The organism is Paenibacillus sp. 481 (genome assembly GCF_021223605.1).
Classification (GTDB): Bacteria; Bacillota; Bacilli; order Paenibacillales; family Paenibacillaceae; genus Paenibacillus_B.
This window is the reverse complement of the sequence record NZ_CP075175.1, coordinates 4,520,735-4,543,692: the sequence shown is the minus strand read 5'-3', so window position 1 is coordinate 4,543,692 and position 22,958 is coordinate 4,520,735. Positions and strand designations below refer to the sequence as shown.

At 46.3% G+C, this 22,958-nt stretch carries 28 protein-coding genes; 5 read left to right on the top strand and 23 right to left on the bottom strand.

Annotation, left to right across the window (positions count from 1 at the left end; translation table 11 throughout):
* Nucleotides 1-28 precede the first annotated feature (28 nt).
* From folD to KIK04_RS19845, 16 genes are all read right to left on the bottom strand, one after another.
* The gene (folD, locus tag KIK04_RS19920; protein WP_232275327.1) at nt 29-883 is read right to left on the bottom strand and encodes a bifunctional methylenetetrahydrofolate dehydrogenase/methenyltetrahydrofolate cyclohydrolase FolD; all 855 of its coding nucleotides are present in this window, start codon (nt 881-883) and stop codon (nt 29-31) included.
* A gap of 61 nt (nt 884-944) precedes the next feature.
* Complete coding sequence (gene nusB, locus KIK04_RS19915; RefSeq protein WP_232275326.1) at nt 945-1,397, bottom strand: transcription antitermination factor NusB; 453 nt, start codon at nt 1,395-1,397, stop codon at nt 945-947.
* A 228-nt stretch (nt 1,398-1,625) separates the two neighbouring features.
* On the bottom strand, nt 1,626-1,856 hold the full coding sequence (locus KIK04_RS19910) for a DUF2273 domain-containing protein (RefSeq protein WP_232275325.1): 231 nt from the start codon (nt 1,854-1,856) through the stop codon (nt 1,626-1,628).
* Nucleotides 1,857-1,871: 15 nt separating this feature from the next.
* Complete coding sequence (gene amaP / locus KIK04_RS19905; protein WP_232275324.1) at nt 1,872-2,405, bottom strand: alkaline shock response membrane anchor protein AmaP; 534 nt, start codon at nt 2,403-2,405, stop codon at nt 1,872-1,874.
* Nucleotides 2,406-2,473: 68 nt separating this feature from the next.
* On the bottom strand, nt 2,474-2,884 hold the full coding sequence (locus KIK04_RS19900) for an Asp23/Gls24 family envelope stress response protein (RefSeq protein WP_232275323.1): 411 nt from the start codon (nt 2,882-2,884) through the stop codon (nt 2,474-2,476).
* A 121-nt stretch (nt 2,885-3,005) separates the two neighbouring features.
* A complete protein-coding gene (gene accC / locus KIK04_RS19895) occupies nt 3,006-4,349 on the bottom strand; it encodes an acetyl-CoA carboxylase biotin carboxylase subunit (protein ID WP_232275322.1) in 1,344 nt (447 codons plus the stop codon).
* Nucleotides 4,350-4,395: 46 nt separating this feature from the next.
* Entirely contained in the window at nt 4,396-4,905 is a 510-nt protein-coding gene (gene accB / locus KIK04_RS19890; protein WP_232275321.1) for an acetyl-CoA carboxylase biotin carboxyl carrier protein, read from the bottom strand.
* Between the two features lie 204 nt (nt 4,906-5,109).
* Nucleotides 5,110-6,075: a SpoIIIAH-like family protein gene (locus KIK04_RS19885; RefSeq protein ID WP_232275320.1), complete on the bottom strand. Its 966-nt coding sequence runs from the start codon at nt 6,073-6,075 to the stop codon at nt 5,110-5,112.
* 58 nt (nt 6,076-6,133) lie between these two features.
* Nucleotides 6,134-6,802, bottom strand: coding sequence for a stage III sporulation protein AG (gene spoIIIAG, locus KIK04_RS19880; RefSeq protein ID WP_232275319.1), 669 nt, complete (start codon nt 6,800-6,802; stop codon nt 6,134-6,136).
* Between the two features lie 75 nt (nt 6,803-6,877).
* Nucleotides 6,878-7,843, bottom strand: coding sequence for a stage III sporulation protein AF (gene spoIIIAF / locus KIK04_RS19875; protein WP_232275318.1), 966 nt, complete (start codon nt 7,841-7,843; stop codon nt 6,878-6,880).
* 36 nt (nt 7,844-7,879) lie between these two features.
* Complete coding sequence (spoIIIAE, locus tag KIK04_RS19870) at nt 7,880-9,229, bottom strand: stage III sporulation protein AE (RefSeq protein ID WP_232275317.1); 1,350 nt, start codon at nt 9,227-9,229, stop codon at nt 7,880-7,882.
* A 14-nt stretch (nt 9,230-9,243) separates the two neighbouring features.
* Entirely contained in the window at nt 9,244-9,633 is a 390-nt protein-coding gene (gene spoIIIAD / locus KIK04_RS19865) for a stage III sporulation protein AD (protein WP_232275316.1), read from the bottom strand.
* Between the two features lie 8 nt (nt 9,634-9,641).
* Nucleotides 9,642-9,845, bottom strand: a complete 204-nt coding sequence (gene spoIIIAC / locus KIK04_RS19860) for a stage III sporulation protein AC (protein WP_232275315.1) — start codon at nt 9,843-9,845, stop codon at nt 9,642-9,644.
* A gap of 11 nt (nt 9,846-9,856) precedes the next feature.
* Complete coding sequence (spoIIIAB, locus tag KIK04_RS19855) at nt 9,857-10,381, bottom strand: stage III sporulation protein SpoIIIAB (RefSeq protein ID WP_232275314.1); 525 nt, start codon at nt 10,379-10,381, stop codon at nt 9,857-9,859.
* The gene (gene spoIIIAA, locus KIK04_RS19850; RefSeq protein ID WP_232275313.1) at nt 10,374-11,342 is read right to left on the bottom strand and encodes a stage III sporulation protein AA; all 969 of its coding nucleotides are present in this window, start codon (nt 11,340-11,342) and stop codon (nt 10,374-10,376) included. Before spoIIIAA ends, spoIIIAB begins: the two co-directional genes overlap by 8 nt.
* A gap of 96 nt (nt 11,343-11,438) precedes the next feature.
* Nucleotides 11,439-11,708 (bottom strand): YqhV family protein, encoded by a 270-nt coding sequence (locus tag KIK04_RS19845; protein ID WP_232275312.1) that lies wholly within the window; start codon nt 11,706-11,708, stop codon nt 11,439-11,441.
* Between the two features lie 237 nt (nt 11,709-11,945).
* On the opposite strand from KIK04_RS19845, the gene KIK04_RS19840 reads away from it, so the two are divergent.
* The 3 genes from KIK04_RS19840 to KIK04_RS19830 all read left to right on the top strand — a co-directional run bounded on the left by KIK04_RS19840 (nt 11,946) and on the right by KIK04_RS19830 (nt 14,096).
* The gene (locus tag KIK04_RS19840) at nt 11,946-12,767 is read left to right on the top strand and encodes a phosphosulfolactate synthase (protein WP_232275311.1); all 822 of its coding nucleotides are present in this window, start codon (nt 11,946-11,948) and stop codon (nt 12,765-12,767) included.
* 31 nt (nt 12,768-12,798) lie between these two features.
* Nucleotides 12,799-13,521, top strand: coding sequence for a 2-phosphosulfolactate phosphatase (locus KIK04_RS19835; protein WP_232275310.1), 723 nt, complete (start codon nt 12,799-12,801; stop codon nt 13,519-13,521).
* 110 nt (nt 13,522-13,631) lie between these two features.
* Entirely contained in the window at nt 13,632-14,096 is a 465-nt protein-coding gene (locus KIK04_RS19830; RefSeq protein WP_232275309.1) for a DUF441 domain-containing protein, read from the top strand.
* Between the two features lie 64 nt (nt 14,097-14,160).
* Here KIK04_RS19830 and KIK04_RS19825 read toward each other — a convergent pair whose 3' ends face one another.
* The 5 genes from KIK04_RS19825 to KIK04_RS19805 all read right to left on the bottom strand — a co-directional run bounded on the left by KIK04_RS19825 (nt 14,161) and on the right by KIK04_RS19805 (nt 18,551).
* Nucleotides 14,161-15,417, bottom strand: a complete 1,257-nt coding sequence (locus KIK04_RS19825; RefSeq protein ID WP_232275308.1) for an aspartate kinase — start codon at nt 15,415-15,417, stop codon at nt 14,161-14,163.
* Between the two features lie 154 nt (nt 15,418-15,571).
* On the bottom strand, nt 15,572-16,129 hold the full coding sequence (gene efp / locus KIK04_RS19820) for an elongation factor P (protein WP_232275307.1): 558 nt from the start codon (nt 16,127-16,129) through the stop codon (nt 15,572-15,574).
* Nucleotides 16,130-16,184: 55 nt separating this feature from the next.
* Complete coding sequence (locus KIK04_RS19815; RefSeq protein ID WP_232275306.1) at nt 16,185-17,261, bottom strand: M24 family metallopeptidase; 1,077 nt, start codon at nt 17,259-17,261, stop codon at nt 16,185-16,187.
* A 51-nt stretch (nt 17,262-17,312) separates the two neighbouring features.
* Nucleotides 17,313-17,771 carry a type II 3-dehydroquinate dehydratase gene (gene aroQ / locus KIK04_RS19810; RefSeq protein ID WP_232275305.1) on the bottom strand — a complete coding sequence of 153 codons (459 nt, stop codon included), beginning with the start codon at nt 17,769-17,771 and terminating at the stop codon, nt 17,313-17,315.
* Between the two features lie 165 nt (nt 17,772-17,936).
* Nucleotides 17,937-18,551, bottom strand: coding sequence for a YqhR family membrane protein (locus tag KIK04_RS19805; protein WP_232275304.1), 615 nt, complete (start codon nt 18,549-18,551; stop codon nt 17,937-17,939).
* Nucleotides 18,552-18,715: 164 nt separating this feature from the next.
* Between KIK04_RS19805 and KIK04_RS19800 the strand changes: the two genes are divergently transcribed.
* Entirely contained in the window at nt 18,716-19,669 is a 954-nt protein-coding gene (locus tag KIK04_RS19800) for a DUF1385 domain-containing protein (protein ID WP_232275303.1), read from the top strand.
* A 36-nt stretch (nt 19,670-19,705) separates the two neighbouring features.
* On the top strand, nt 19,706-20,035 hold the full coding sequence (locus KIK04_RS19795; protein ID WP_232275302.1) for a hypothetical protein: 330 nt from the start codon (nt 19,706-19,708) through the stop codon (nt 20,033-20,035).
* Nucleotides 20,036-20,086: 51 nt separating this feature from the next.
* On the opposite strand, the gene KIK04_RS19790 is transcribed toward KIK04_RS19795, so the two are convergent.
* The gene (locus KIK04_RS19790; protein ID WP_232275301.1) at nt 20,087-21,061 is read right to left on the bottom strand and encodes a patatin-like phospholipase family protein; all 975 of its coding nucleotides are present in this window, start codon (nt 21,059-21,061) and stop codon (nt 20,087-20,089) included.
* Between the two features lie 101 nt (nt 21,062-21,162).
* Nucleotides 21,163-22,863, bottom strand: a complete 1,701-nt coding sequence (locus tag KIK04_RS19785) for a family 10 glycosylhydrolase (RefSeq protein WP_232275300.1) — start codon at nt 22,861-22,863, stop codon at nt 21,163-21,165.
* Between the last annotated feature and the right edge of the window lie 95 nt (nt 22,864-22,958).

Sequence of the window (22,958 nt, the reverse complement as noted above, 5' to 3'; positions counted from 1 at the left end):
TCTCTTATCATTTATGTCAAACGTTCACTTACACGTTATGGATTCGTTTTGCAGCTTTCAACGTATTTAGCATGAGCATCGTAATCGTCATAGGTCCTACCCCGCCTGGAACAGGAGTAATCCAAGAGCAGATGTCTTTCACATCATCGAAATTCACATCTCCTGCTAGTTTCCCATTTTCAAGACGGTTAATCCCGACATCAACGACTACAGCTCCCGGTTTGACAAATGAACGGTCAACAAAGTTAGGTTTACCTATAGCCACAACTAGGATATCCGCCAATTTAGCCAATTCTTTCATATTCGATGTGCGCGAATGGCACATCGTAACCGTTGCATGTTCGCGTTGCAACAACAAGGAAACAGGTTTGCCCACAATATTACTGCGTCCGATGACGACGGCATGTTTGCCCGCGATTTCAATACCGTTACGCTTCATCAACTCAATTACGCCTGCTGGCGTACACGGGAGTAATGAATCGTCACCGATAACGAGATTGCCAACACTTATGGGATGGAAACCGTCCACATCTTTTTCAACTGCAATCCGATCAATAACCGCTTTCTCATCGATATGCTTAGGCAACGGCAATTGCACTAAAATACCGTGAATCGCCTTATCTTGATTCAATTGGTCGATCAATTGCAGCAGTTCTGCTTGTGACGTTTCTGCATCTAAACGGTGAACTTCTGAGTAAAAGCCAAGCGCATTGCACGTTTTATGCTTACTATTAACGTAAACTTGTGAAGCCGGATCGGCACCTACAAGCACAACCGCGAGCCCAGGCTGAACACCTAATTGTTTTAGGCCTTCTGTTTCCTGCGTAATTTCCTCGCGAATTGTTTCGGATAATTGTTTGCCATTCAAAAGTGATGCTGTCATCGTTCTCTCCCCCGTTTCCTGCTGTTAAAAATGTTAACTTAATATGTTGTCCAACTGTATATTAAGCGTTATCGTTACTTTTATCATAGTCACGAAGCATAGGCCCCAATACGCCATTAACGAATTTGCCTGACTCATCTGTACCGAAATGCTTCGCCAAGCTTACTGCTTCGTTAACGACTACCTTTGGTGGTACATCTTTACGAAGGACAAGCTCATAACAAGCTAAGCGTAGCACTTGACGGTCAACACGTGACAAACGATCCACTTGCCAGCCTTTCAAATACTGAGCAAGCAATTGATCGATCTCTTCCCGGCTCTCCCACGTATCGCGAACCCATCTGAGTACTTCCATATGCATCGCTGATGCATGCTCTGGCTTTACTCCGATTTCGCTTTCCTCTTCATGAGATTGATTTACAACAGTTGCTACAGCCTGTTCCGGCGTAACCCCATTCATTTCAAGCTGATACAAACTTTGAATAGCCATTTCTCTGGCAGTACGTCTTTTCATTTCATTTTCCTCCTGCTTGTTGTCCCAGCCGCTCCATAGCGGACTTTACCTAAGCTGCTCTTGATGCTGCTCATGCGGTATTCATTATTGTTTATTTTTATTATACAAAAAAAGATTGATATTGGTTGAAATGAGCTACTGCCCTCAATAAAAAATCCTATGCCCGCTCCGATCGCCACTGGGCGGCAAATACTAGCGGTGCCGCTATCGTTCGGAGCGTCCATAGGACTACTTCAACCATCTCCAACGTTCGGACAACCAAAAGCCGACACGCTGCCAAGGTATCAAAGAGCTAAGGTGCAAGTCTTTACGCTTGCCCACTTGGTATCCGATAATCACGAGCAACGCAAATACAAACATGTCCCATAATCCGACGATCAAATACAGCAAGCCAAAAAACATCCCTGCCGCGATGCCGACGAAGCGTCCCCCGTGACTCTCCCACATTTCTTTCCACATCGGAAAGTTCACCACCTATTCAACACGCGCTTTAAAGGTTTGAGTTTGCACAATATTTGCTACATAAACGGAAACATAGGACACTGGAATACCTGTAATTTCCTGTACATATTCCTTTACATTGCGCTGAACTTCCTCAGTTATATTCGGAATGGACGATTCTCCGTCTACTACTGCACGGATCGTAATGTCCAAGCCAGACTCATTCGTGCGTATACGTGCCTTTAAATCTTTCACACCACGTATACGACCAGCAGCTTTTAGTGCTACATTTTCAATTGTCTCCAAAGAAACTTTGATGTCCCCGATTTCTGTGCGTTGATCAATCGACGTAACCGATTTGCGTTCTCTGCGCAAAGATACGTAGAAGAAACGCAAACTGATCAAAAACAACACACATGCCGTAATGACTAAAAATTGAATATCTCCACGAAACCCAAACGGAGCTGTATCGACAACTTCGGAGATGATCAATAGCACCGCTGCAGACAATATACCGACAGCAAGACTATAAACAAACAGCAAAATTCTGTCCACTACTCGGATCATTCCACTCACACCTCCTTGCTGAATCAAAGTAAACCCCCTGCCACCAGGAGGGGGTTTACGTCTTCATATTATTTCACGCGGATAGTAGGATCAGTTTCTTCTACTTTTTCCTGTGACTTAAAGTGAACATCATGAACATGAACGTTAACTTCAACGACTAGCAAGCCTGTCATTGTCTCAATAGAGCGCTTAACGTTCGTTTGAATGTTGCTTGCAACTTCTGGAATGCGATGTCCGTATTCCACGATAATGGATACGTCTACAGCCGCTTCACGTGAACCAACTTCAACCTTAACGCCTTTGGACAAATTTTTACGACCAAGAAGCTCTGTAATGCCGCCTGCAAATCCGCCACTCATTCCGCGAACGCCAGCTACTTCAATCGTAGCCAATCCTGCAATTACAGCAATAACTTCTGGCGCTATTTGAATATTACCCAAATCTGTACGTTCAAAATCAGGAATCATCGTCTGACTCATCCGATACACTCTCCTCGTCATATTGTGGATAGAGCATAGTTAACTTGTCCTTCTCATTATCATAACTATAACATTTGTCCAATTTTATGACAAACGATGCCATTCAACGAAAAAAAGGTAATTATACTTCATGCTCTTCCAAAAACTTGATGTCAAAATTCCCCTCGATAAAAATCGGATGCTGCAATAGACGTTGATGAAAAGGTATCGTTGTATGTATACCCTCAATCGCAAACTCAGATAAAGCACGCTTCATACGTTCAATCGCTTCGTTTCTAGTAGGTGCCCATACGATCAATTTTGCAATCATCGAATCGTAATGCGGCGAGATCGTGCAGCCTTGATAAGCTGCGCTGTCTACACGAACACCAAAGCCGCCAGGTGCTAAATACTGATTAATTAGTCCAGCTGATGGCATAAAATTACGGGAAGGGTCTTCTGCATTAATTCGGCATTCGATCGCCCAGCCGTCAATACGCACATCTTCTTGTGTAAAGGATAATCTTTCTCCTTGAGCAACCATGATCATTTCTTGGATAAGATCGATGCCTGTTATCATTTCTGTAACAGGATGCTCAACTTGAATCCTTGTATTCATTTCCATAAAATAAAAATTACCATCAGGACCAAGCAAAAATTCTAACGTTCCTGCGCCACTATAATTTACCGCTTGCGCTGCACGTACAGCAGCGTCACCCATACGTTGGCGAATTTCAGGAGATAACACCGGACATGGTGCTTCCTCTACCAGCTTCTGACGACGGCGCTGTACGGAACAATCACGCTCGCCTAAATGAACAACATTACCGTGCTTGTCCCCGATAATTTGTATTTCGACGTGTTTCATTCCCGTCAAATATTTCTCTAAATAAACGCCTGCGTTACCGAAAGCTTTTTCTGCCTCTTGTTGCGCATTCGTTATTTGCTTAATAAACGATTCTTCGTCATCGGCGATGCGAATACCTTTGCCTCCGCCACCAGCCGTTGCTTTAATAATGACTGGAAAGCCAATATCACGAGCAAGCATGACAGCATCCTCAATGTTCTCCAGCAAGCCATCAGAGCCTGGGATAACAGGTACACCAGCATCTTTCATCGTTTGCTTGGCTACCGCCTTATCTCCCATACGCTCGATCGCATCAGACGAAGGCCCGATAAATGTAATTCCGCAAGATTGGCATATCTCTGCGAAGTCAGCATTTTCAGCCAAAAATCCGTAGCCTGGATGAACGGCATCGCACTCGGTTAACGTAGCGACACTCATTAAGTTCGTGAAATTCAAATAGCTGTCCTTAGACGCTGTTGGGCCAATGCAGTAAGCTTCATCTGCTAAGCGAACATGCAGTGCGTCACGGTCAGCCTCAGAGTAGACTGCAACGGTAGCAATGCCGAGCTCTTTGCATGCGCGAATAATGCGAACGGCGATTTCTCCCCTATTCGCGATAAGCACCTTCTGAAACTTCATCGTTTAACCTCCTTGGCTGTGCATATGTTCGGGCGTGTTAACCGAATCATTCTGGCTTCACCAAGAAAAGCGGCTGACCGAATTCAACCAATTGGCCGTTCTGAACTAATACTTCCACGATCTCGCCCTTCACTTCGGCTTCCAGCTCGTTCATAAGCTTCATTGCTTCCAAAATACATACGACCGACTTCTCGTGAACTTTATCACCTACGCTGACAAACGAACCAGCTTCAGGTGAAGGAGAACGATAAAATGTACCGACCATTGGCGATACAATCTTATGCAAGCCCGCTTGAGCATCCACACTTACAGCCGCACTTGAATCGGTAACTTGCGGCGCAGGCGCAGCGCTAGTTACTTCAACAGTAGCGACAGCAGCTTGCGGTGCTGGCGCTGGGGAATATGTATGCTGTTGAGATGTATGTAGATTTACAAATTCTGTCTTCCCCGGTTTGCGAATGACCAAACGAGAACCTTCATTTTCCACTTCCAATTCTTGGACGGAAGTTTGGTCCAACAATTTGACCAATTCTTTAATTTCGCTAATCTTAAACAACGACTTTCACTCCTCATGACGTTTTAAATGCCAAGGCAGTTCTGGTTCAATTGGTGTATACAACCTTATAGTAGTTAGTATTATAACATAATCCAAACAAATAGAAAGAGCCCAGTTTATTTACTGGGCTGTACTCACTCCAACATGATTTGACGGACATGCCGCGCGAACACTTATCGCGAACCGTTCAAACAACGTCACACCTTACTCCGACACGTATTGCACGCTGACTTTATCTTGTGTGACTTCCAGCTCTTTCATCAATTTTGCCATAATATCTACCGCTTGTTTAATGGCTAATTTTTCACTTTGCACGACCACTTTGAACTTGTTGTTTTCTTGGGTTATGACGGCATTGTCATAATCTTTTTGCAACTCCGCTTCTAAATTCGTAATTTTTTGCTCTCTTTCGTCCAGCTTATGAATCTCATCATACGCAGCAGCTAATTTTTCTCCGTTGACATTCGTGTTGTTAATAACACCCATCAAACGCTCCAATTCAGCCTGGTATTGCTGATTACGCTCCATCTGCTTTTCTTCAATCATGCTGCGCTTCATAACGCCTTCTGCTTCCACTTGATTGATGATATCTTTTTCTTGCGGCTTAGCCGCTTCATCTTTTACATTTGCATCCTCAGTCTTAGCGCCATCTGTCTTTACTCCACTGCCGGTATTCGCTCCATCGGTTTTCGTCTCGCTCTTGGCTCCATCTTGTTGCGTTGCTCCACTTTCCTTGTTCTGTTCGGTATTTCCTGTGGCCGCTCCCTTGTCAGTTGTCTCACCATTTGGGGCAGTTGTATCTTTGTTTGATTCATGGTTTGGTTCTTTGTTTGGTTCCTTGTTCGCAGTATCACCGCTAGTTGACTCTGTACCGCTTAAGTTCTGAGGATCATTTTTGCCCGATGTTTCCCCTGTTCCTTTGTCCTGTGTTGCGCCAGTCGCATGCTGACCGTGAGCTTCTGCCTTCTCGCCAGCTGACACCTCTGTTATTTGTACGGATGGAAGCTGTGTTACTTCTGTTGCATCGCCACGCTTGTTATCCATTTGTGTCTTATCTGCCATCTCTTTCACTTGACCTGTTGTGTCACCTGTAAACAAATAGTAAGCAGACAGCACAACCATTAAACTAAGCATAGATACTAACCAAATCGTTTGTCGACGGGTATTCATCGTATATACCTCCCTTTCGTGATTACCAATTCATTAGGAATAATTTCGTTTATGCAGCCTACTCCGCAATTTTTCGAGGTACAACCGAAATTCGAAATGCGGGTACATTCAGTCCTTTTTCCACCGCATCAACGATAAGGTCATGTACAGTCGAATTTTCCGCACCTTTGGCTACGACGACTACCCCACGTACTTTTGGCTTGATTCGCTTGGTTACAATCGGCGTTTTCCCATTAGATGCTTCATAGGTTACAATTTCACCGTTGCGAGAGTACTGTGTGGAGTGACGCTTTCCACCATTTGCATCTGTCTCTTCGGTCACTTGTTGATCGTCTTTCATGTTACGTTGAACGATAAGCTCCTCTGTGGAGTCAACCGTGACGAGGACTTCGACTTGACCGACCCCGACGATTTCCTCCAAAATGTTTTTGACACGTGCTTCAAACGACATTTCAACCGTTTCAAACACATTTGTTCCCGCTTGGGCAACTTTGTCCTTCGCTTGATCAAGCGGTTCAAACGCTCCGAGTGCAGGTGGTTCGCGACCGTCGCTGCTTTTTCCAGTAAGCCAGCCGATACTTCCCTCATTCGCGTTAAACGAGCCGAACAGGAGGAGAACCGCGCCTAGCAGTCCTAGCAGCAGTAGCCAACGAAATGCCCGTACACGTTTCGATCCTCCCGAACCGTTGCCGATCCATCTTTCGATCTGTTGCAACCATTTCGCCAACGCAATCGACCGCCTTTCGCAGCATGGACTCGCTCTCACTTGTCCTACTTTCACCTATATGCACGCAAATAATAATTATGACTCCCATTTGATTTTGATTTGTTCGGGTTTGATTAACCACGCAGACGTAAGTGTAGTCACTGCGCGTTGTTCCCACCATGCCAACAATTGATCATCGTGAAACGGAACTCCGGCCGAAACATTCGCATTTGAAGCACTCATAGGTGCACTTGTAGGCGAACTTGTAGGTTTATTTGTAGGCTCCTGTGTAGGTTCACTAGTAGATGCGCTCGCTGGATTGCTATTTGGCTCGCCATTTATTTCATTCGTACGATTAATTTCACGTTCTGTAATCGCCACTTGAACAGGCGCAACCGACTCAATTGGCGAAAATACTGTTGCCGCAGGCACCTTGGCTTCCCCCGTGCCACTGCTTCCTACTACTGGCCCTCGATTCATCCTGACTTCAACTTGCTCAATCATCGCCCCAGTAGCCTGCTGCTTAGCCCCGCTTGGCCACGTTTGTTGTTGACCGTCCAGTTGATGATACGGCTCGGATCGTGCGGATTGACCACCTTGCCCCGCCTGCCCACCTTGTGTCAACTTCACCCGTACCCCTGCAACATGGGCGGATTGCACGTTCGCCTGCACACCCTCTGTTGGCAGCACAGCCATCACCTGAGCAAGCTGCTGCTGCATGCGCGACTCCATTTCAATTTCTGCTAAGCGAAAAGTTTGTGCCTCTCTTTGCTGCTGCAACATTTGAGCTTGACGACGAATTTCGCTTAAGCTTGCCTGCGCGTTGGCGCCAGCACTTTTGGCGGACAAATCCGCCGCCTCTCCCCATTCTTGTGCCAGTTGCGTCGTCAACTTCTCGTTAAACAACTTCAAAATTGGCGACAACAACGTGAGCAAAATAATGAGACTCAGCACAAGCTTGACATAGCGCTGCATAGTGCGATTTGGCATGAGCAAATCAATGAACGCAGCTAACAAGATGACCATAATGATTTCCTTCAGCCATTGCGTAAGCCAATCCATCACACAAGCTCCTTCCGCACTCAACTAGGACAATTGTTAGCGCATCATGACGGTTATGTTTCCGGCTGTAAGCAAAATCGTAATGGACAAAAAGAACATCAACCCTACGGCCGCTAAAGCGCCAAACACGTAAATCATGCTTTTACCGACCGTTTTTAAACAGCCGACGACCGGGCTATCTCCAAGCGGCTGCATAATAGCTGCCGCCACATTGTAAATAAGAGCCAGTGTCAAAATTTTGATAGCTGGAAAGGCACACAAAAATAACAAGATGATAACCCCTGTTAAACCGACGGCATTTTTGACGAGCAGGGAAGCGGAAATCACTGTATCGGTTGCATCTGAGAACACCCTGCCGACGACAGGCACGAAATTGCCTGTTATGTATTTAGCCGTGCGAATGGCAACACCATCCGTTGCGGAGCTTGCGAACCCCTGTACGGAGATGACACCAAGAAACACAGTCAGCAGTACACCTAATAGGCCAACACTTAAATTGCGGAGCAAGTTAGCAAGCTGGGTCACTTTGTACTTGTCAGAAATCGCACTCACAATATGAAGCACAGCCGAGAAAAAAATAAGCGGAAATACGATTGCATAAATAAGGGTCCCCACCATATGCGTCATAAAAATAATGACCGGATGCAGCACCGATACCGTAATGACGTTGCCCATTGAAGCAAGCAAGGTGAACAGCAGCGGTACCATCGCCATCATAAAATGAATCATGCCTGATATGGCATCCTTCGCATATCCAATCGCAACGTGAAAGCTGTTAATGGCCAAAATAATAATTACCATATACGAAATCGCGTATGCAATTTTGCTAACATTGTTCCGTTCAAACGCCGTTTGTAACGTTTCCAACACCATGCTGAACACCGACAAAATGACGATCGTCACAATAAGCTTTCCATTGACAATAACTTCTTTTAGCAGAAACTTCCCAAGTGCAAGAAATACATTGTCTACGGTCAACTTCTCCCCGCCTGGAAGCAGTAGATCGGCAAAGTCGGGTAAAGCATCATGTGGAAAAAAACCCCCATATTTCTGTAAAAGATCAACCCAATATCGTTCCACCTCGGCTGTTTGCAACTTACCTGTCTGTTCTTTGGCCCAGTTCTGCACAGGCGGCGTTGACGTGAGCCCTGACGTTACATCGGAGGGAGGCACGCCTACGACAGCCTCCTCTGCGGAATTGCTAACGGCGAGGATGCTCGCGCCATCATCAGTTGCCGCGAACCCAACACTTATGAACGAACAGAGAAGACAGAGCCCTAGAACGAGCGCTGTACGCCAAATATAAAAATAACGACGCTTGTCTGCTAAATTATTGAGGGACACACGGTATCGACATTTGCGGCTATTGCGTACCTCCTGTCTCATTCGCTCCTCCTGTGTCAGGCTGGCAGCAGTTTCATCACCGTCTCGATGATGACACTTATAATGGGAACAGCGAGCACCATAATAAGTACTTTGCCGGCTAATTCTATTTTTGAAGCAATGCCTTCTTGTCCAGCATCACGCACAACCTGTGCGCCAAATTCGGCGATATAGGCGATCCCGATAATTTTTAATATCGTCTTTAAGTAAACAGGCTCAATTCCTGAACGCTCAGCTAAATCGATAAGCACCTGAATAACGGTTTCAATTTTGCCGACCAGCATTAAGAAAATGACGATCCCCGCAAACGTCGCGATTAAAAAAGCGAACATCGGTTTCTGCTCTTTGACGACAAGGACGAGAATGGCCGCGATCAGGCCAAGCCCTACTACTTGCACAATTTCCATGCGCTCACCTACTGAAACAAGAAAATGGCTTTAATCTCTTGAAACAAGTTGTCGAGCAGACGCACCACCATAAAGAGTACGACGACAAAGCCGATGACGGTCACCCAATGGGCCATGTCCTCTTTACCCATTTGCTTCAGTACCGTATGAATCATCGCGATCATAATTCCAATTCCGGCAATTTGAAAAATGGCACTCACATCCACATTCATGCCCAGCCACCTCAATACATCAAAATGACAGCTAACACGCCGCACAGAACACCAAGGCTGCGGCACATCGTTCCGTAACGTTGAAATTCTTCACGTGCCGTATATTCTTCTTGCTCTAATTGTTTGATGGCGTGACGAATATGCTTCTTCTGCTCATCACGGTCACTTACACCTAGGCTGTAGCCTAATTCAACGAGCACTCGCAAATCTTCGGCTTTCAACGCAGTAGCCGAACCATATTGCTTTAAGGCATCATGCCAAGCTTCACGTGCGGTGCGTGGCACAGCCGCCGAGCTTTCAATCGCTTTCGCTGCCGCATGGAACAACAGCTGCAAGGGGGGCCGCAATTGACGGCCAATGTCGGTAAATGCCGCAGATAAAGGCGTATGGCCATACACGATGGCCGTCTCTAGCCGCTGCAAGGCGTTGTTCATTTGCCGCAGTTGCTGAGGCCTTGCTGCGTAGGATGCCGACTTCATCCAGCCCATACTAGCAGCAGCTGCGATGATCAATGTAGCTCCAATCAGCTTAATCATGGCGCAACGCCCTTTGCTTTTCGTCATATACACGCTGCGTCCATTCCCGCTTCACTCGCTTCAAGATGACGATACGGCCAAATACCTCTTCCTTGAGCAGCTGACTTATTCCTGGACGCCTTAATACGTCTTCCATACTAGCACCGTGCGCAGAGGCGATAATCCGCACACCAGCATGCATCGCTTCCCGCATGGCTAGCACATCTTCATCACGCCCAAACTCATCGACAACTAGTACGTCAGGCGACATTGAACGAATAAACATCATCATTCCTTCCGCCTTCGGACAGCCGTCAAGCACGTCCGTACGGTAGCCAAGATCAAAGCTTGGTACCCCTTTAATGGAACCCGCAATTTCAGAGCGTTCATCGACGACACCGACCTTCAACGCCTTCCAGCGGGCTTCGGGATGGTGCCATGCACCAGCGCTCACAGCACGGACGACATCACGCAGCATCGTCGTCTTGCCATGCTGCGGCGGGGATACGATCAGCGTGTGATGAACGGTCTGCTGCTTAAAGTCAAGCAAGACTGGCATAATACTCGCTGCAACCCCTCGCACTTCGCGTGCAATCCGAATATTAAAGCCTGTAATTTCGCGTAGGTGACTCACCTTCCCTTGCGACAAGACGGTGCGGCCAGCCAGTCCGATCCGGTGGCCTCCGGCGATCGTGACGAAACCGCGCCGCAACTCTTCCTCCATCGTATACAACGAATGATTCGTTATAAAATCTAGCAGCTGATGCCCGTCCTCTCGACTAGGAACGTAAGCCGACGAAGGTAAGTCCGTTAGCACACCCTCTGCGGTAACGAACTGATAATCACCCATGACCCCTACTTCTAGCGGCCTTCCTTCACGGATGCGAATCTCTTCTAGCTCATTCATCACAACTTGCGGAAGGCGTGTAAAGATCGATCGCAGTGTGGGTGGAAGCACGGAAGACCAACTAGTCCGATGCATGACGTCACCACCTTTGGACAAGTCTACGAACACCGATAATGCACACTAGCTTCTACCCCCATATGTATGGACACGCCTGCACAATTATGACTTCGCTTACTTTTTTAAAATACCAATTAATAAACAAACGACACCCGCCCCAATCCAAAGCAGTTTGCCCCAAGTAAGCTTATCCGCCATTCCCATTAAGCCAATTGTCGTTGTCGCGATTAATATAATGGGCCCTACTAGAGCAAGCAGCGAATTGACAGCAAGCGCGCGCTCCGGTGTATTTAGCCTCAGCATAATGAGTGCCGCTGCAATTTCGATACATCCTGAGAACAGGCGTAGCCCTGCCATACTAGCTACAAATCTGTCGATAGACACGAGGCATTCTCCTTCCATATGCAAGTTGATTCAACTCACCTAACCATCGTTCGCTGGTCTCGTCCACCTCAACCTAGTTATACGTATGCAAAGCCATGGCATATTAGAGCAAGTATTATTCAAGGCGTTGTCGTTGTCGTTGACGCCAGTCCTAGCCACATAGGCACCTGTCTGGATACAGGCGCATATATTGCTTGCATAGTTTGACGACAACTGAATGAGAAGGAGATTGTTAGCATGAATCGCATTCATAGTGCTGCCATACAATGGCCTCATGATTTAAAAGATCCGAGTGGCAAGAGAAAAGAGAAGCCAAGAACGTATGGATTGACGATGGTGATCGACAAAGGTTTGGGATTGCGCAGTTATACGGATTTGCTAGAAACCGCTCATGAATATATTGACGTGCTTAAGTTCGGCTTTGGCACGCCTGCCCTGCTCTCTTCTCACATTTTGCGAACAAAGCTTAAACTGGCAAAAGAGTATGGCATTATCGTGATGCCAGGTGGTACCTTTTTAGAAATCGCGCTTGTGAAAGGCAAAGTTGACGAGTTTCTGTGTTTGATGAAAGAAGCTGGATTTACAGGGTTAGAAATTTCAGACGGATGTATATCCATGTCAAGGCGAGAGCGGAATGAACTTATTAAAAAGGCGACCGATGAAGGCTTTATTGTAAGCACAGAATTCGGAAAGAAGGACGAAACCCATGCATGGTCGCTGTCCGAATTGGCCGAAACGTTTGCTGAAGACATGAATAATGGCGCCCTTTGGATGACGATTGAAGGACGCGAATCTGGAAAAGGCGTAGGGATTTACGATAACGACGGATGCTGTGACGTAGCGGATATGGATGCGATTATGAACACGATTAGTGATCCTGAACGAATCATGTGGGAAGCCCCGCTTAAAGACCAACAAGCGGCCATTATTAAACGCGGTGGTGTCAATGTCAATCTGGGCAACGTCGCGCCACACGATGTGATTTCACTTGAGGCACTGCGCAGAGGGTTGCGATACGACACGATGAGTGATCATATTTTTTCATATTATGAGATTTAGTTGATTAGCTTGATAGGGGAGGTGCATGTTCATGCAGGTCGATGTCATCGCGAGCGTGAACGAAGCGCGTGCCATCGATTTGACACATCGTACGGTTATTGTCATTGATGTGCTACGCGCTACGAGCACGATAGTAACGGCACTCGCTAATGGAGCCACGAGCGTGCTGCCTGTAGAAACGGTTTCTCAGGCGAAACAATGTCAAGAGCCTAATGATGTGCTGGGTGGCGAAAGATACTGTAAAAAAATTGCCGGCTTCGATACTGGCAACTCCCCATTCGAATATATGACAACTGCCTTTATCGGTAAGCGCATTATTTTGACGACTACGAATGGAACGAGAGCGATTCAAAAAGCACAAAAGGCGGAGCACATCTTGGCCGGATCGTTTATTAATGCTGACGCGTGTGCACGGGCCGCATTTAAGCTGCGTAAAGATATTGCGTTACTATGTGCAGGCTCACAGGATACGTTTGCATTTGAAGATGGATTGTGTGCAGGTTTACTCATCGACGTGTTGTCTCGGTTGGCAAGTAATGCTTCAGATATTACGGTCAACGATTACGGATATATCATGCATAGTGCCTTTCAACATCATCGCAATTCGTTGACAGAGGCGCTGCAAAAATGTGCGGGTGGAAAACGGTTAGCAAAGCTGGGGTTCAGTAAAGATGTCGAATATTGCGCGGCTGTGGATTCAGTACCGCTCGTTCCTATCTTGGAACAGCATGTCATGCGGCCTTACGAGGGATAATCGGTAGTAAGTTCTAAAGCTTGATAGCTTGTTCATATCGTAAATAAGAGCGTTCTAATTAATTCGGTTGGTGAACGTTCTTATTCCTTCTAAGCGGAGGACAACTCTTAATGAACGGCGAATTCGTATTGGTCATTCTTATCATTGTAGGTTTAGTTAGCCGCTCTCCGATTATTACGACAGCAGCTTGTATTCTATTAATTATTAAACTCGTTCATTTAGAACGTTATTTGCCGATGGTAGAACGACGCGGTCTGGAGCTCGGACTATTATGCTTAACGATCGCCGTATTAGTCCCTCTTGCGGCAGAGCGTATCTCTGTGCATCATATTACAGCTGCGCTTACGTCTTGGCCGGGCATCCTTGCGATTGCGGGTGGCGCGATTGCCACCTTTATGAACGGTCAAGGACTGCATCTGCTGAAAGATGATCCCCAAATGATCGTTGGCCTCGTTGCTGGCTCCATATTGGGCATCGTATTGCTGCGCGGCATCCCGGTTGGCCCGCTAATGGCCGCAGGCATAACGGCCCTGCTCATTCAAATTAGTCGCTGGGTGTCGGATAAGTTCCTCTAGTTCGGCTTAGCTTGTCGAGAAAGTCCCCATTCGCAACGACGGGGACTTTCTACGTTATACTCGCTTATCGACGGTCTTTAGGACCACCAACGACTACTTCTTCAAGCGCATCCAAGCCAAAAGACGTATGCAGTTCCGATATCACTTCCTGCAATCGATCAGCCTCAATGACGCAAGATACTTTAATCTCGGACGTGCTGACCATTTTAATACTAACACCGATTTTCGAAATAACTTCGAACATTTTTGCTGCAACACCAGGATGACTTACCATGCCTGCGCCAACGATCGAAACTTTGACGAGTGCCACGTCGTTAAACGTAACTTCACGATAAGGCAAGGAGGAGTGCAATTTCTCAATAACTTGCAGCGCCCTTTCACGGTCACTCAGTGCCGTTGTAAAGGAAAAGTCAGCCTCTCCTCGTTGCACACCACTCTGAACGATAATATCGACATCAATTTGTTCGTTCGCTAACGCGCCAAACACGGTTGCTAGTACACCTGGTTCATCAGGAACTCCTATAATGCTGATACGAGCTACATTTTTATCATAGGCAATACCGCTTACGACAACTCCTTGTTCCATTACCGCTTCCTCCTTGACGTAGGTTCCCTCATTATGATTAAAGCTTGAGCGAACGACGAGACAAACGTTATTATGCTTAGCATACTCTACAGCTCGCGGATGCAGCACTGCCGCTCCTAAATGAGCCAGCTCCAACATCTCGTCATACGATATTTCGTTCAGTTTGCGCGCACAGCGCACAATTCTTGGGTCGGTGGAGTAAATCCCGTCGACATCAGTATAAATTTCACATACGTCAGCTTTAATCGCCGCTGCCAGAGCTACTGCGGTCGTATCCGAGCCGCCACGCCCTAACGTCGTGATCTCACCTGCGTTCGTCATACCTTGGAAGCCAGCCACGATAACGATCTGGTTATCGTCCAATGCTTGTAGCACGCGCTCCGCTTGAATGTCTAATATACGAGCTCTACCATGTGTCTCATCTGTACGGAAACCAGCTTGCCAGCCTGTATAGGACACAGCTTCATGACCATATTGATGGATTGCAATAGACAATAGGGCAACCGACATCTGTTCCCCTGTCGTTAAGAGCATATCCATTTCACGTACAGGAGGAGTATCATTTAACCGCTTAGCTTGGTCTATTAAATCATCCGTCGTATCTCCCATAGCAGATACTACAACGACGCATTTGTGGCCTTGTTCTTTCTTCTCTACAATTCGGCGGGCAACATGTTGCATCCGTTCCGTCGTGCCTACGGAACTACCACCAAATTTCATTACATATAACGCCACGTGATTCACTCCTACCCATATAGACTAGTGTTGCATGCATATTAATTGCATATTATAGCATGATTTTTCAACTTGTGAAGGAAAAAATACACATAAAAAAACTCCGAAGCCTAAAAGACTCCGGAGTTGCGCCGCTTGTGGCGGAACAGTTGTATTATGCACGAGAAATATAGTTGCCTTCGCGTGTATCGATAAGCAACACATCATCTTGGTTAATGAAAAGTGGAACTTGAACGTTCAAGCCTGTTTCCATGACTGCTGTTTTCGTTGCACCAGTAGCCGTGTTACCTTTGATACCAGGCTCAGTTTCAACGACTTTCAACTCAACGTTGTTCGGCAAGTTAATACCAAGGATTTCGCCTTGATAACTAACAATGTTAACGACCATGTTGTCTTTCAAGAAGTTGATTTCCCATTCCAATTGGTCTTTGGACAAATCAAACTGATCATACGATTCATTGTCCATGAACGTATACTCTTCACCGCTGTTGTACAAATATTGCACAGTACGGTTGTCGATTTGCGCACGAGCAAGGTTCTCACCTGCACGGAATGTTCTTTCAACGGTGTTACCGTTACGCAAGTTTTTCAACTTGGAACGTACAAACGCCGCACCTTTACCTGGTTTAACGTGCTGGAAGTCAACGACTGTGAAAATGTCTGTGTCCACCAAAATTGTCAAGCCTGTTTTAAAATCGTTTACTGAAATCACTATTAATTCCCTCCTACATGCAATGCAACCTCGTAAGACGTTCAGCTTAAACAGCTTACATGTCTAATACAAGCAGTTGTTTCGTCGATTGTGTTAGTATTTCAATCCCGTTTGCCGTAATCACGATATCGTCTTCAATACGTACACCGCCGAATCCAGGCACGTAAATGCCCGGCTCTACGGTTACGGTCATACCAGGCGTTAACACCGTTTCGCCAGCTTGAGCCAATCTAGGGTACTCATGGATCTCCATACCAAGGCCGTGGCCAAGGCTGTGCCCAAAGTTGTCTCCGTAGCCATAACGTTTAATAATGTCTCGTGCCAAAGAATCAGCTTCACGGCCTGTCATTCCTGAACGGATATGTTCCAGCGCATAAAGCTGTGCTTCCAGCACAATATTGTAAATTTCAATGTGCTTATCTGTCGGCTTGCCAAGCACCACCGTGCGAGTCAGATCGGAACAATAGCCTTGATAATAAGCACCGAAATCCAATTTAATAAATTCGTTGCCTTGGATAATACGCTCGCTGGCTACCCCATGAGGCAGCGCAGAACGTTCACCAGATGCGACAATCGTATCAAAGGAGCTGGAAGTTGCGCCATTTTTACGCATGAAAAATTCCATTTCCAAATTGATATCCTGCTCACTCACACCAGGCTTCAGGAAGTTCAAAATATGGCTGAACGTTTGGTCCGCCAATTGTGCGGCTTCACGCATAATCGCAAGTTCTGCTTCATCTTTAATCATGCGCAGCTCTTCAACCAGTCCGCTGACCGGTACTAGCTCTACAGGCTGCAGCTCTTTATTGTAAGCAGCAAATGTTCCATACGCAACATGTTCTTGCTCGAATCCGAGTCGGTTCACACGAATCTCGGCAAGTAGCTGCTTCAACGTATCCGTCATCGTAACAGCATGCTCGATAACGTCAAACCCTTGCGCTTGCTCATTAGCTTGCGACATGTATCTGAAATCGGTCAACAGAACAGCTCTGTCTAACGTAATAAGGACATACCCGGATGAACCTGTAAAGCCCGTCAAATAACGGCGATTAACCTTACTTGCCACAAATAGTGCTTCTAGGCCACGCGCTTCCATCGCTTGTCTTAATCGAATTATCCGATGATTGCTCATCTCATCATCTCCTAAACATCACGTCATCTTCGCATCTCATTGTCGTTCGCGTTATGAACGGCTCACTTCCGCATTGTCTCTTACATGAGCATGCAGTGCCTGCATGCCAAGTTCATAGCTGAGCGGTCCGAAACCAGCTACTTGACCGATCACAATCGGTGCCGTAACGGAGACGTGACGGAACGACTCGCGCTTATGTATGTTAGACAGGTGAACTTCGACTGTCGGAATGGAAACCGCACTTAAAGCATCGCGCAATGCATAGCTGTAGTGTGTCAATGCCCCCGGATTAATGAGGATCCCGCTATGAACACCATAAGCAGCATGAATGCGATCAATAAGTTCACCTTCATGGTTGCTCTGAAAGCATTCCAGCGTGACGTTCCACTCGGACGCCAGTTCGTGTAATCTCGCTTCGATGCTTGCAAGCGATACACTGCCATACACACCAGGCTCTCTAATGCCGAGCATATTTAAGTTCGGTCCGTTCAATACGAGATAACTTGCCATATTCACCCCACCTGTCGAGCGTTAACGAATCCTCACGTATTTTAACATACAGGGGAGCAATTGAGAAGCATCGTTGACGATGTTCACGCGTTTTTGTATCAAAACGATGACAAACAAACGGATTGTGACGTGCTAAGACTGTTCGCGTAGCTGTGACTTTAGGTGTTAGGTCGATGGCTGCTGCTCTGCCTCTGCTAGATGCGTATCACCTTGCCCCTCCCCTGTCTCTCCCTCATGTTCTTGTGTTGCAGCTTTACTTTCTTGCTGTTTGGCTTGCATCGACTCCTTTTCACCGGGCTCTCGCAAGCGCTCATCCGTAAATTCCATCGCCACGGTGTAGCCAATAAATAGTCCCCACAAGACCATAATACAAACTTCTGTGTAGATCGTATTCCACGTTGTCTTATGTACAGGCGGCACTAGATACATCATTGGCCCAACCCAAACGTATAACACTGCCCACCACAATGCCCCGTACCCAATTCCAAGCCAAGGCCCAGGCACCTTTTTAAAGAAGATCGTATATAATAGGGAAGCTGCAATGGAAAATAAAATAAATGCAATCCACCCTAACAATTGCCCTTGGGTCGTTTCCAAATAACTATGCTTATAAAAAGGCTCTACTAAAAGAGCAGGAGTAACTGCCGTAAAATGATAAACATACACAAACCACCTTAGCCCACCCCATATTAGACCTGCAAAAAAACCTAACTGCACCGCGAACAAAAATGGATTTGTGCGCCGATTTTTTTTGGCTGTACGTGTTTGATTCTCATTCATGTAACTTTGCCCCTTTTTGCGCGTTTGCTAATTACGATTTAGTATGTGCCAATCTGTTCATGGAGATTACAATCGTGATGTGGAAATAAATCTTGAAATTCGATACAATGGTTACATAAAATTGCGATTAATAAGCGTTTCAATTACTGAGGATGGTGAATCGATTGTCTCAAAAGGAACAAAAAGCCGTCTATGGAGGACAGGCCGTGATCGAAGGCGTTATGTTTGCCGGTCGTCATGTGAATGTCACGGCAGTTCGCCGAAAAAATAATGAGATTACGTTTTATGAGGTTCCACGCCAAGAGAAAGCATGGTTAACCGCCTTGAAAAAAATTCCGTTTATTCGTGGAATTGTCGGCATCGTGGAAGCGAGTGCCAAGGGCTCGCAGCATTTGAACTATTCGTTTGAAAAGTTTGCGGAAGACGAAGAAGAAGACGCGGCCCCTGCTGCACCTGAAAAAAAGAAAAACTCGACGTGGGATTTAACGATGGTGTTAGGGGTAGCCGTGGTCGGTATTTTATCGTTCATATTTAGTAAAGTGATTTTCACGGCAGTGCCTGTTATTATCGAAGAGTTCTTGTTCGGGGAAGCATTTGAGAATCAAGTTATTCATACGATGATTGAAGGCGTTATTAAAATCGTGTTCTTGTTAGGCTATTTATGGCTTATTTCTCAGACGCCGACGATTAAACGACTGTTTCAGTACCACGGGGCAGAACATAAGGTAATAACGGCTTACGAGCATGGCGAAGAGCTGACCGTTGCGAATGTGCAAAAGTATAATACGCTGCATTACCGTTGCGGCAGTAGCTTTATGGTATTTTCCGTCATCGTAGGTGTTATTATTTATTCCTTTGTTCCTTACGATAATATGTGGGATCGCGTATTGTCTCGTATCGTTCTCATTCCAGTCGTGCTAGGCGTATCCTATGAGACGCTGCGTGTGACGAATGCGGTGCGAGAATTCGCAGTGCTGCGCTATCTCGGTTATCCAGGGCTGTGGCTGCAAAAGTTGACTACAAAGGAACCTACAGACGACCAAGTTGAAGTTTCGATTGCATCCTTTAATCGCATGCGTGAGCTAGATCAGGAGATTGCGACAGCTAAAGCCTCTTAATGTGACGTATTCATGTATAGGAAAGGGATGACGCATATGACTAAAATCCCTCGCTGGTTGTTGTTCGTTCTGTTTACGTTTGTCGGCATCGGCATTGTAAGTACTATCACGCAAAACCCAACATCGTTAATCGTTCCGTTGCTCGTTATCGGCGTTATCGTTGCACTTTACAAATTTGGCCCCCGCCGCAAAACGGGAACGCCCAACATTAAAAAATCAGCCCGTACAGAAGCGAAAGCGAAATCGCTTCCGGGCAAAAAGATGGAACGTCGACGTTCCACAGCCACACTACGCGTGATCGACGGCTACAAACCTAAACATTCGAAGGCTGACCCAGACAATCAGACTTCGAACAAATCAAAATAAAAAACGAGCACCTCCCTATTTGACATAGTGGATGGGTGCTCGTTTTTTCGTTCACTTGCATTTTTTATTGCAAAACTGTGCATGCAGCTTCTCATAATAACCGTAATCCCACTCGCTAAAAAAATGCTCACCAGCCTCTAAGCCAGACGCATACAACGCCATGCTTTGAGCAGAAGTGATATCGAAATCGGTCATCGACGTGCCTAGCGTTGGAATCTTTATCGTACGAAAGCGATTATGCTGCCCAATGTATCGTTCATCGTGCGCAGACATCATCGTCTCGAACATCGCCTGTAGCATCGAGAACAGACCGTAAATCCGATGCGGCTGCCCTTCCTTTTGACCGACCAACTGGAAGCCGATCGTAGGCACGAGACGACGAGTTGCCGGATCTCTAATCTCGTCGAACAACCAGAGCGGAAAATTACTTAGCAGTCCGCCATCGACGATGTAAGCAAGTTGTCGTTGAAACGATTTGCTGCGACCTTGCGGTGTCTTCACAGAATAGCGAATAATGACGGGATCGAAAAAATACGGAATGCTCGTACTCATACGTACAGCTTTGCTAACCGTAAAGTGTTGCGGTTCAATGCCGTATTGCTTAATATCATCTGGCAGTACGAGCAACCTACCGTTCGTAATATCAGATGCGATAATACGCAATTGATTCTTTTTTAAATCACCGAATGTGCGGATTCCTTTGGCAGCGAGCAATTTATGTATCCAGTGCTCAAGCCGTTCTCCAGCATATAGCCCTTTTTTCAATAACAGACGTGCAGCAGGTCCGATCCATTTCGTACTAAAAATGGGGGATCGCTGCATAAAAGAATGAAACGGCATCGCTAATATTAATTGTTTCATATCTTCTGCTGTATATCCAGCCGCTAATAGTGCTGCAACAATAGCTCCAGACGACGTGCCTGCAACATTTTGAAACGTGATTCCGTTCAATTCCGCTGCTTTAATCGCACCGACTAACGATATTCCCCTGACCCCGCCGCCTTCAAAAACTCCGTTTACATTCAACTGGGAACCTCCCCCTTGCCGCTGCACACTTACTGTTATGTATGCAGCGGTAAAAAGGGATATGTTCAATGACCATTTAGTAAAGTTAAGATGATATCCGATTATTGCGTTTGTGAAGCGGACTCGCGTGAGTAGTGCTTTTCCAGTTCATCGGCTACATTTTTCGTGTTTTGTATAAGATTTTTAGCACTAAAGAAAATACTCCCTGTCACCGTGCCGTACTGCTTGTTGTAATCCAATTGATCCAGCAATACATCCGCACTCTTCCAATCTTTCTCTTTAGCATCAGCTAGCTTGTATGCGGCGTGACCAATGTACAATTTCACATTCGTTCCAGCCGTTTCCTTTACCCACCAATCGACGAGCGTATCGTAAGAAGCAAGGCGGTGACCGATATGCCAGTATACCTGCGGCGCTACATAATCTATCCATCCGTTCCGGATCCAAGTACGCACATCCGCATACAAGTTATCGTAGCTACTTAGTCCTGCCTTCGTATTGGAACCTGTTGGATCTAACGTTGAATTGCGCCATACCCCGAATGGGCTAATCCCAAACGAAACATTTGGCTTAATCGCTTTGATTTCGCGATTCATTTGCTGCACAAACAGATTCACATTGTTGCGGCGCCAATCGGCTTTCGACTTAAATCCATTATTGTACGTGTTGTACGTTTCATCGTCGCGGAAAGGCTCTTTATCCTCGCCGTACGGGTAAAAATAATCGTCAAAATGAACGCCATCAATATTATAATTGCGGACAACTTCCATAATAGAATCTTTAATAAATGTTCTTGCCGCTGGCACTCCAGGATTAAACAGCAGCTTACCGTTATGCTTCACAACCCAACTCGGATTAAGTCGTGCCGGATGATCGGCAGTTAGTTTCTCGACTTGACTATGTACACTCACCCGATATGGGTTAAACCACGCATGGAACTGCATGCCACGCTTATGGGTTTCCTCAATCATAAACGCTAACGGGTCATATCCGGGGTCTTGACCTTGCTTTCCTGTCAACCACTCGGACCACGGCAACATTTCTGATTTGTAAAAAGCATCCGCTGTCGGTCTAACTTGGACAAATACCGCGTTCAGACCGCTCTCCTTCAATGTATCGAGCATCTCGATATATTGCTGTTTCTGCTGCTCCGCGTTAAATCCATTCTTCTTTGGATCGTGCGGCCAATCAATGTTGTATACCGTCGAAACCCATGTGCCACGGAGCTGCTGAGCGTGCTGTTGATTCTCTGCCCCTCCGCCTGTATTACCGTTCCCGGTACTGCCTGTATTACCGTTCCCAGTACTGCCTGTGTTGCCGTTTCCAGAATTTCCAGAGTTTCCAGTGGCGTCCGTTGACGCCAACATTACGGAACGGCTGCTCCCGTCCCACTGCACGTTCAGCCCAATGCTCTCGCCGATAAACCGCAGCGGTACCATCGTTCTGCCGTTGCGCATTTGCGCACCTGAATCTAGAGCAACATGTTGTCCGTTCACCTCGGCTTCACTTTGCCCAAGCGTAAGTCGGATCGATTGTCCGTCTTTGTTGAAGACAACCTGCTTCTCTGCTTGCAACCACGATACTTCAGCACCTACCGCTTCCCCAACGGCTCTGAATGGCATCATCGTTACATTTTTTACAGGCACTAAGTAAGGAGCAACGTCTGTCTTCAATTGACGTTCATTGACAAATACCTTAATGTCTGACGCTGGCGCCGCATTGACGGGCGCAGATGCAGGTAAACATCCGCTCAGCATTATCGCTGCCAAAGTGCTCAGCAGCATTTGTTTTGCTTTTTTCATTGTGCTACCTCTCCCATAAATCATATTAGGCCTTGCTTGGCTTGCGACTACGTACAATTGCGTATGCAACATTTTGGATAAACACCCTATGTACC

Bases quoted from the DNA above. Each gene is read 5' to 3' on its own strand.
- amaP (WP_232275324.1), bottom strand. From the start codon at position 2,405: ATGATCCGAGTAGTGGACAGAATTTTGCTGTTTGTTTATAGTCTTGCT.
- KIK04_RS19910 (WP_232275325.1), bottom strand. From the start codon at position 1,856: ATGTGGAAAGAAATGTGGGAGAGTCACGGGGGACGCTTCGTCGGCATC.
- accC (WP_232275322.1), bottom strand. From the start codon at position 4,349: ATGAAGTTTCAGAAGGTGCTTATCGCGAATAGGGGAGAAATCGCCGTT.
- KIK04_RS19840 (WP_232275311.1), top strand. From the start codon at position 11,946: ATGAATCGCATTCATAGTGCTGCCATACAATGGCCTCATGATTTAAAA.
- KIK04_RS19815 (WP_232275306.1), bottom strand. From the start codon at position 17,261: ATGAGCAATCATCGGATAATTCGATTAAGACAAGCGATGGAAGCGCGT.
- spoIIIAA (WP_232275313.1), bottom strand. From the start codon at position 11,342: ATGCATCGGACTAGTTGGTCTTCCGTGCTTCCACCCACACTGCGATCG.
- spoIIIAF (WP_232275318.1), bottom strand. From the start codon at position 7,843: ATGGATTGGCTTACGCAATGGCTGAAGGAAATCATTATGGTCATCTTG.
- KIK04_RS19900 (WP_232275323.1), bottom strand. From the start codon at position 2,884: ATGAGTCAGACGATGATTCCTGATTTTGAACGTACAGATTTGGGTAAT.
- KIK04_RS19835 (WP_232275310.1), top strand. From the start codon at position 12,799: ATGCAGGTCGATGTCATCGCGAGCGTGAACGAAGCGCGTGCCATCGAT.
- KIK04_RS19885 (WP_232275320.1), bottom strand. From the start codon at position 6,075: ATGAATACCCGTCGACAAACGATTTGGTTAGTATCTATGCTTAGTTTA.
- spoIIIAB (WP_232275314.1), bottom strand. From the start codon at position 10,381: ATGATTAAGCTGATTGGAGCTACATTGATCATCGCAGCTGCTGCTAGT.
- aroQ (WP_232275305.1), bottom strand. From the start codon at position 17,771: ATGGCAAGTTATCTCGTATTGAACGGACCGAACTTAAATATGCTCGGC.
- KIK04_RS19795 (WP_232275302.1), top strand. From the start codon at position 19,706: ATGACTAAAATCCCTCGCTGGTTGTTGTTCGTTCTGTTTACGTTTGTC.
- spoIIIAC (WP_232275315.1), bottom strand. From the start codon at position 9,845: ATGAATGTGGATGTGAGTGCCATTTTTCAAATTGCCGGAATTGGAATT.
- spoIIIAD (WP_232275316.1), bottom strand. From the start codon at position 9,633: ATGGAAATTGTGCAAGTAGTAGGGCTTGGCCTGATCGCGGCCATTCTC.
- KIK04_RS19805 (WP_232275304.1), bottom strand. From the start codon at position 18,551: ATGAATGAGAATCAAACACGTACAGCCAAAAAAAATCGGCGCACAAAT.
- KIK04_RS19830 (WP_232275309.1), top strand. From the start codon at position 13,632: ATGAACGGCGAATTCGTATTGGTCATTCTTATCATTGTAGGTTTAGTT.
- nusB (WP_232275326.1), bottom strand. From the start codon at position 1,397: ATGAAAAGACGTACTGCCAGAGAAATGGCTATTCAAAGTTTGTATCAG.
- spoIIIAE (WP_232275317.1), bottom strand. From the start codon at position 9,229: ATGAGACAGGAGGTACGCAATAGCCGCAAATGTCGATACCGTGTGTCC.
- KIK04_RS19785 (WP_232275300.1), bottom strand. From the start codon at position 22,863: ATGAAAAAAGCAAAACAAATGCTGCTGAGCACTTTGGCAGCGATAATG.
- folD (WP_232275327.1), bottom strand. From the start codon at position 883: ATGACAGCATCACTTTTGAATGGCAAACAATTATCCGAAACAATTCGC.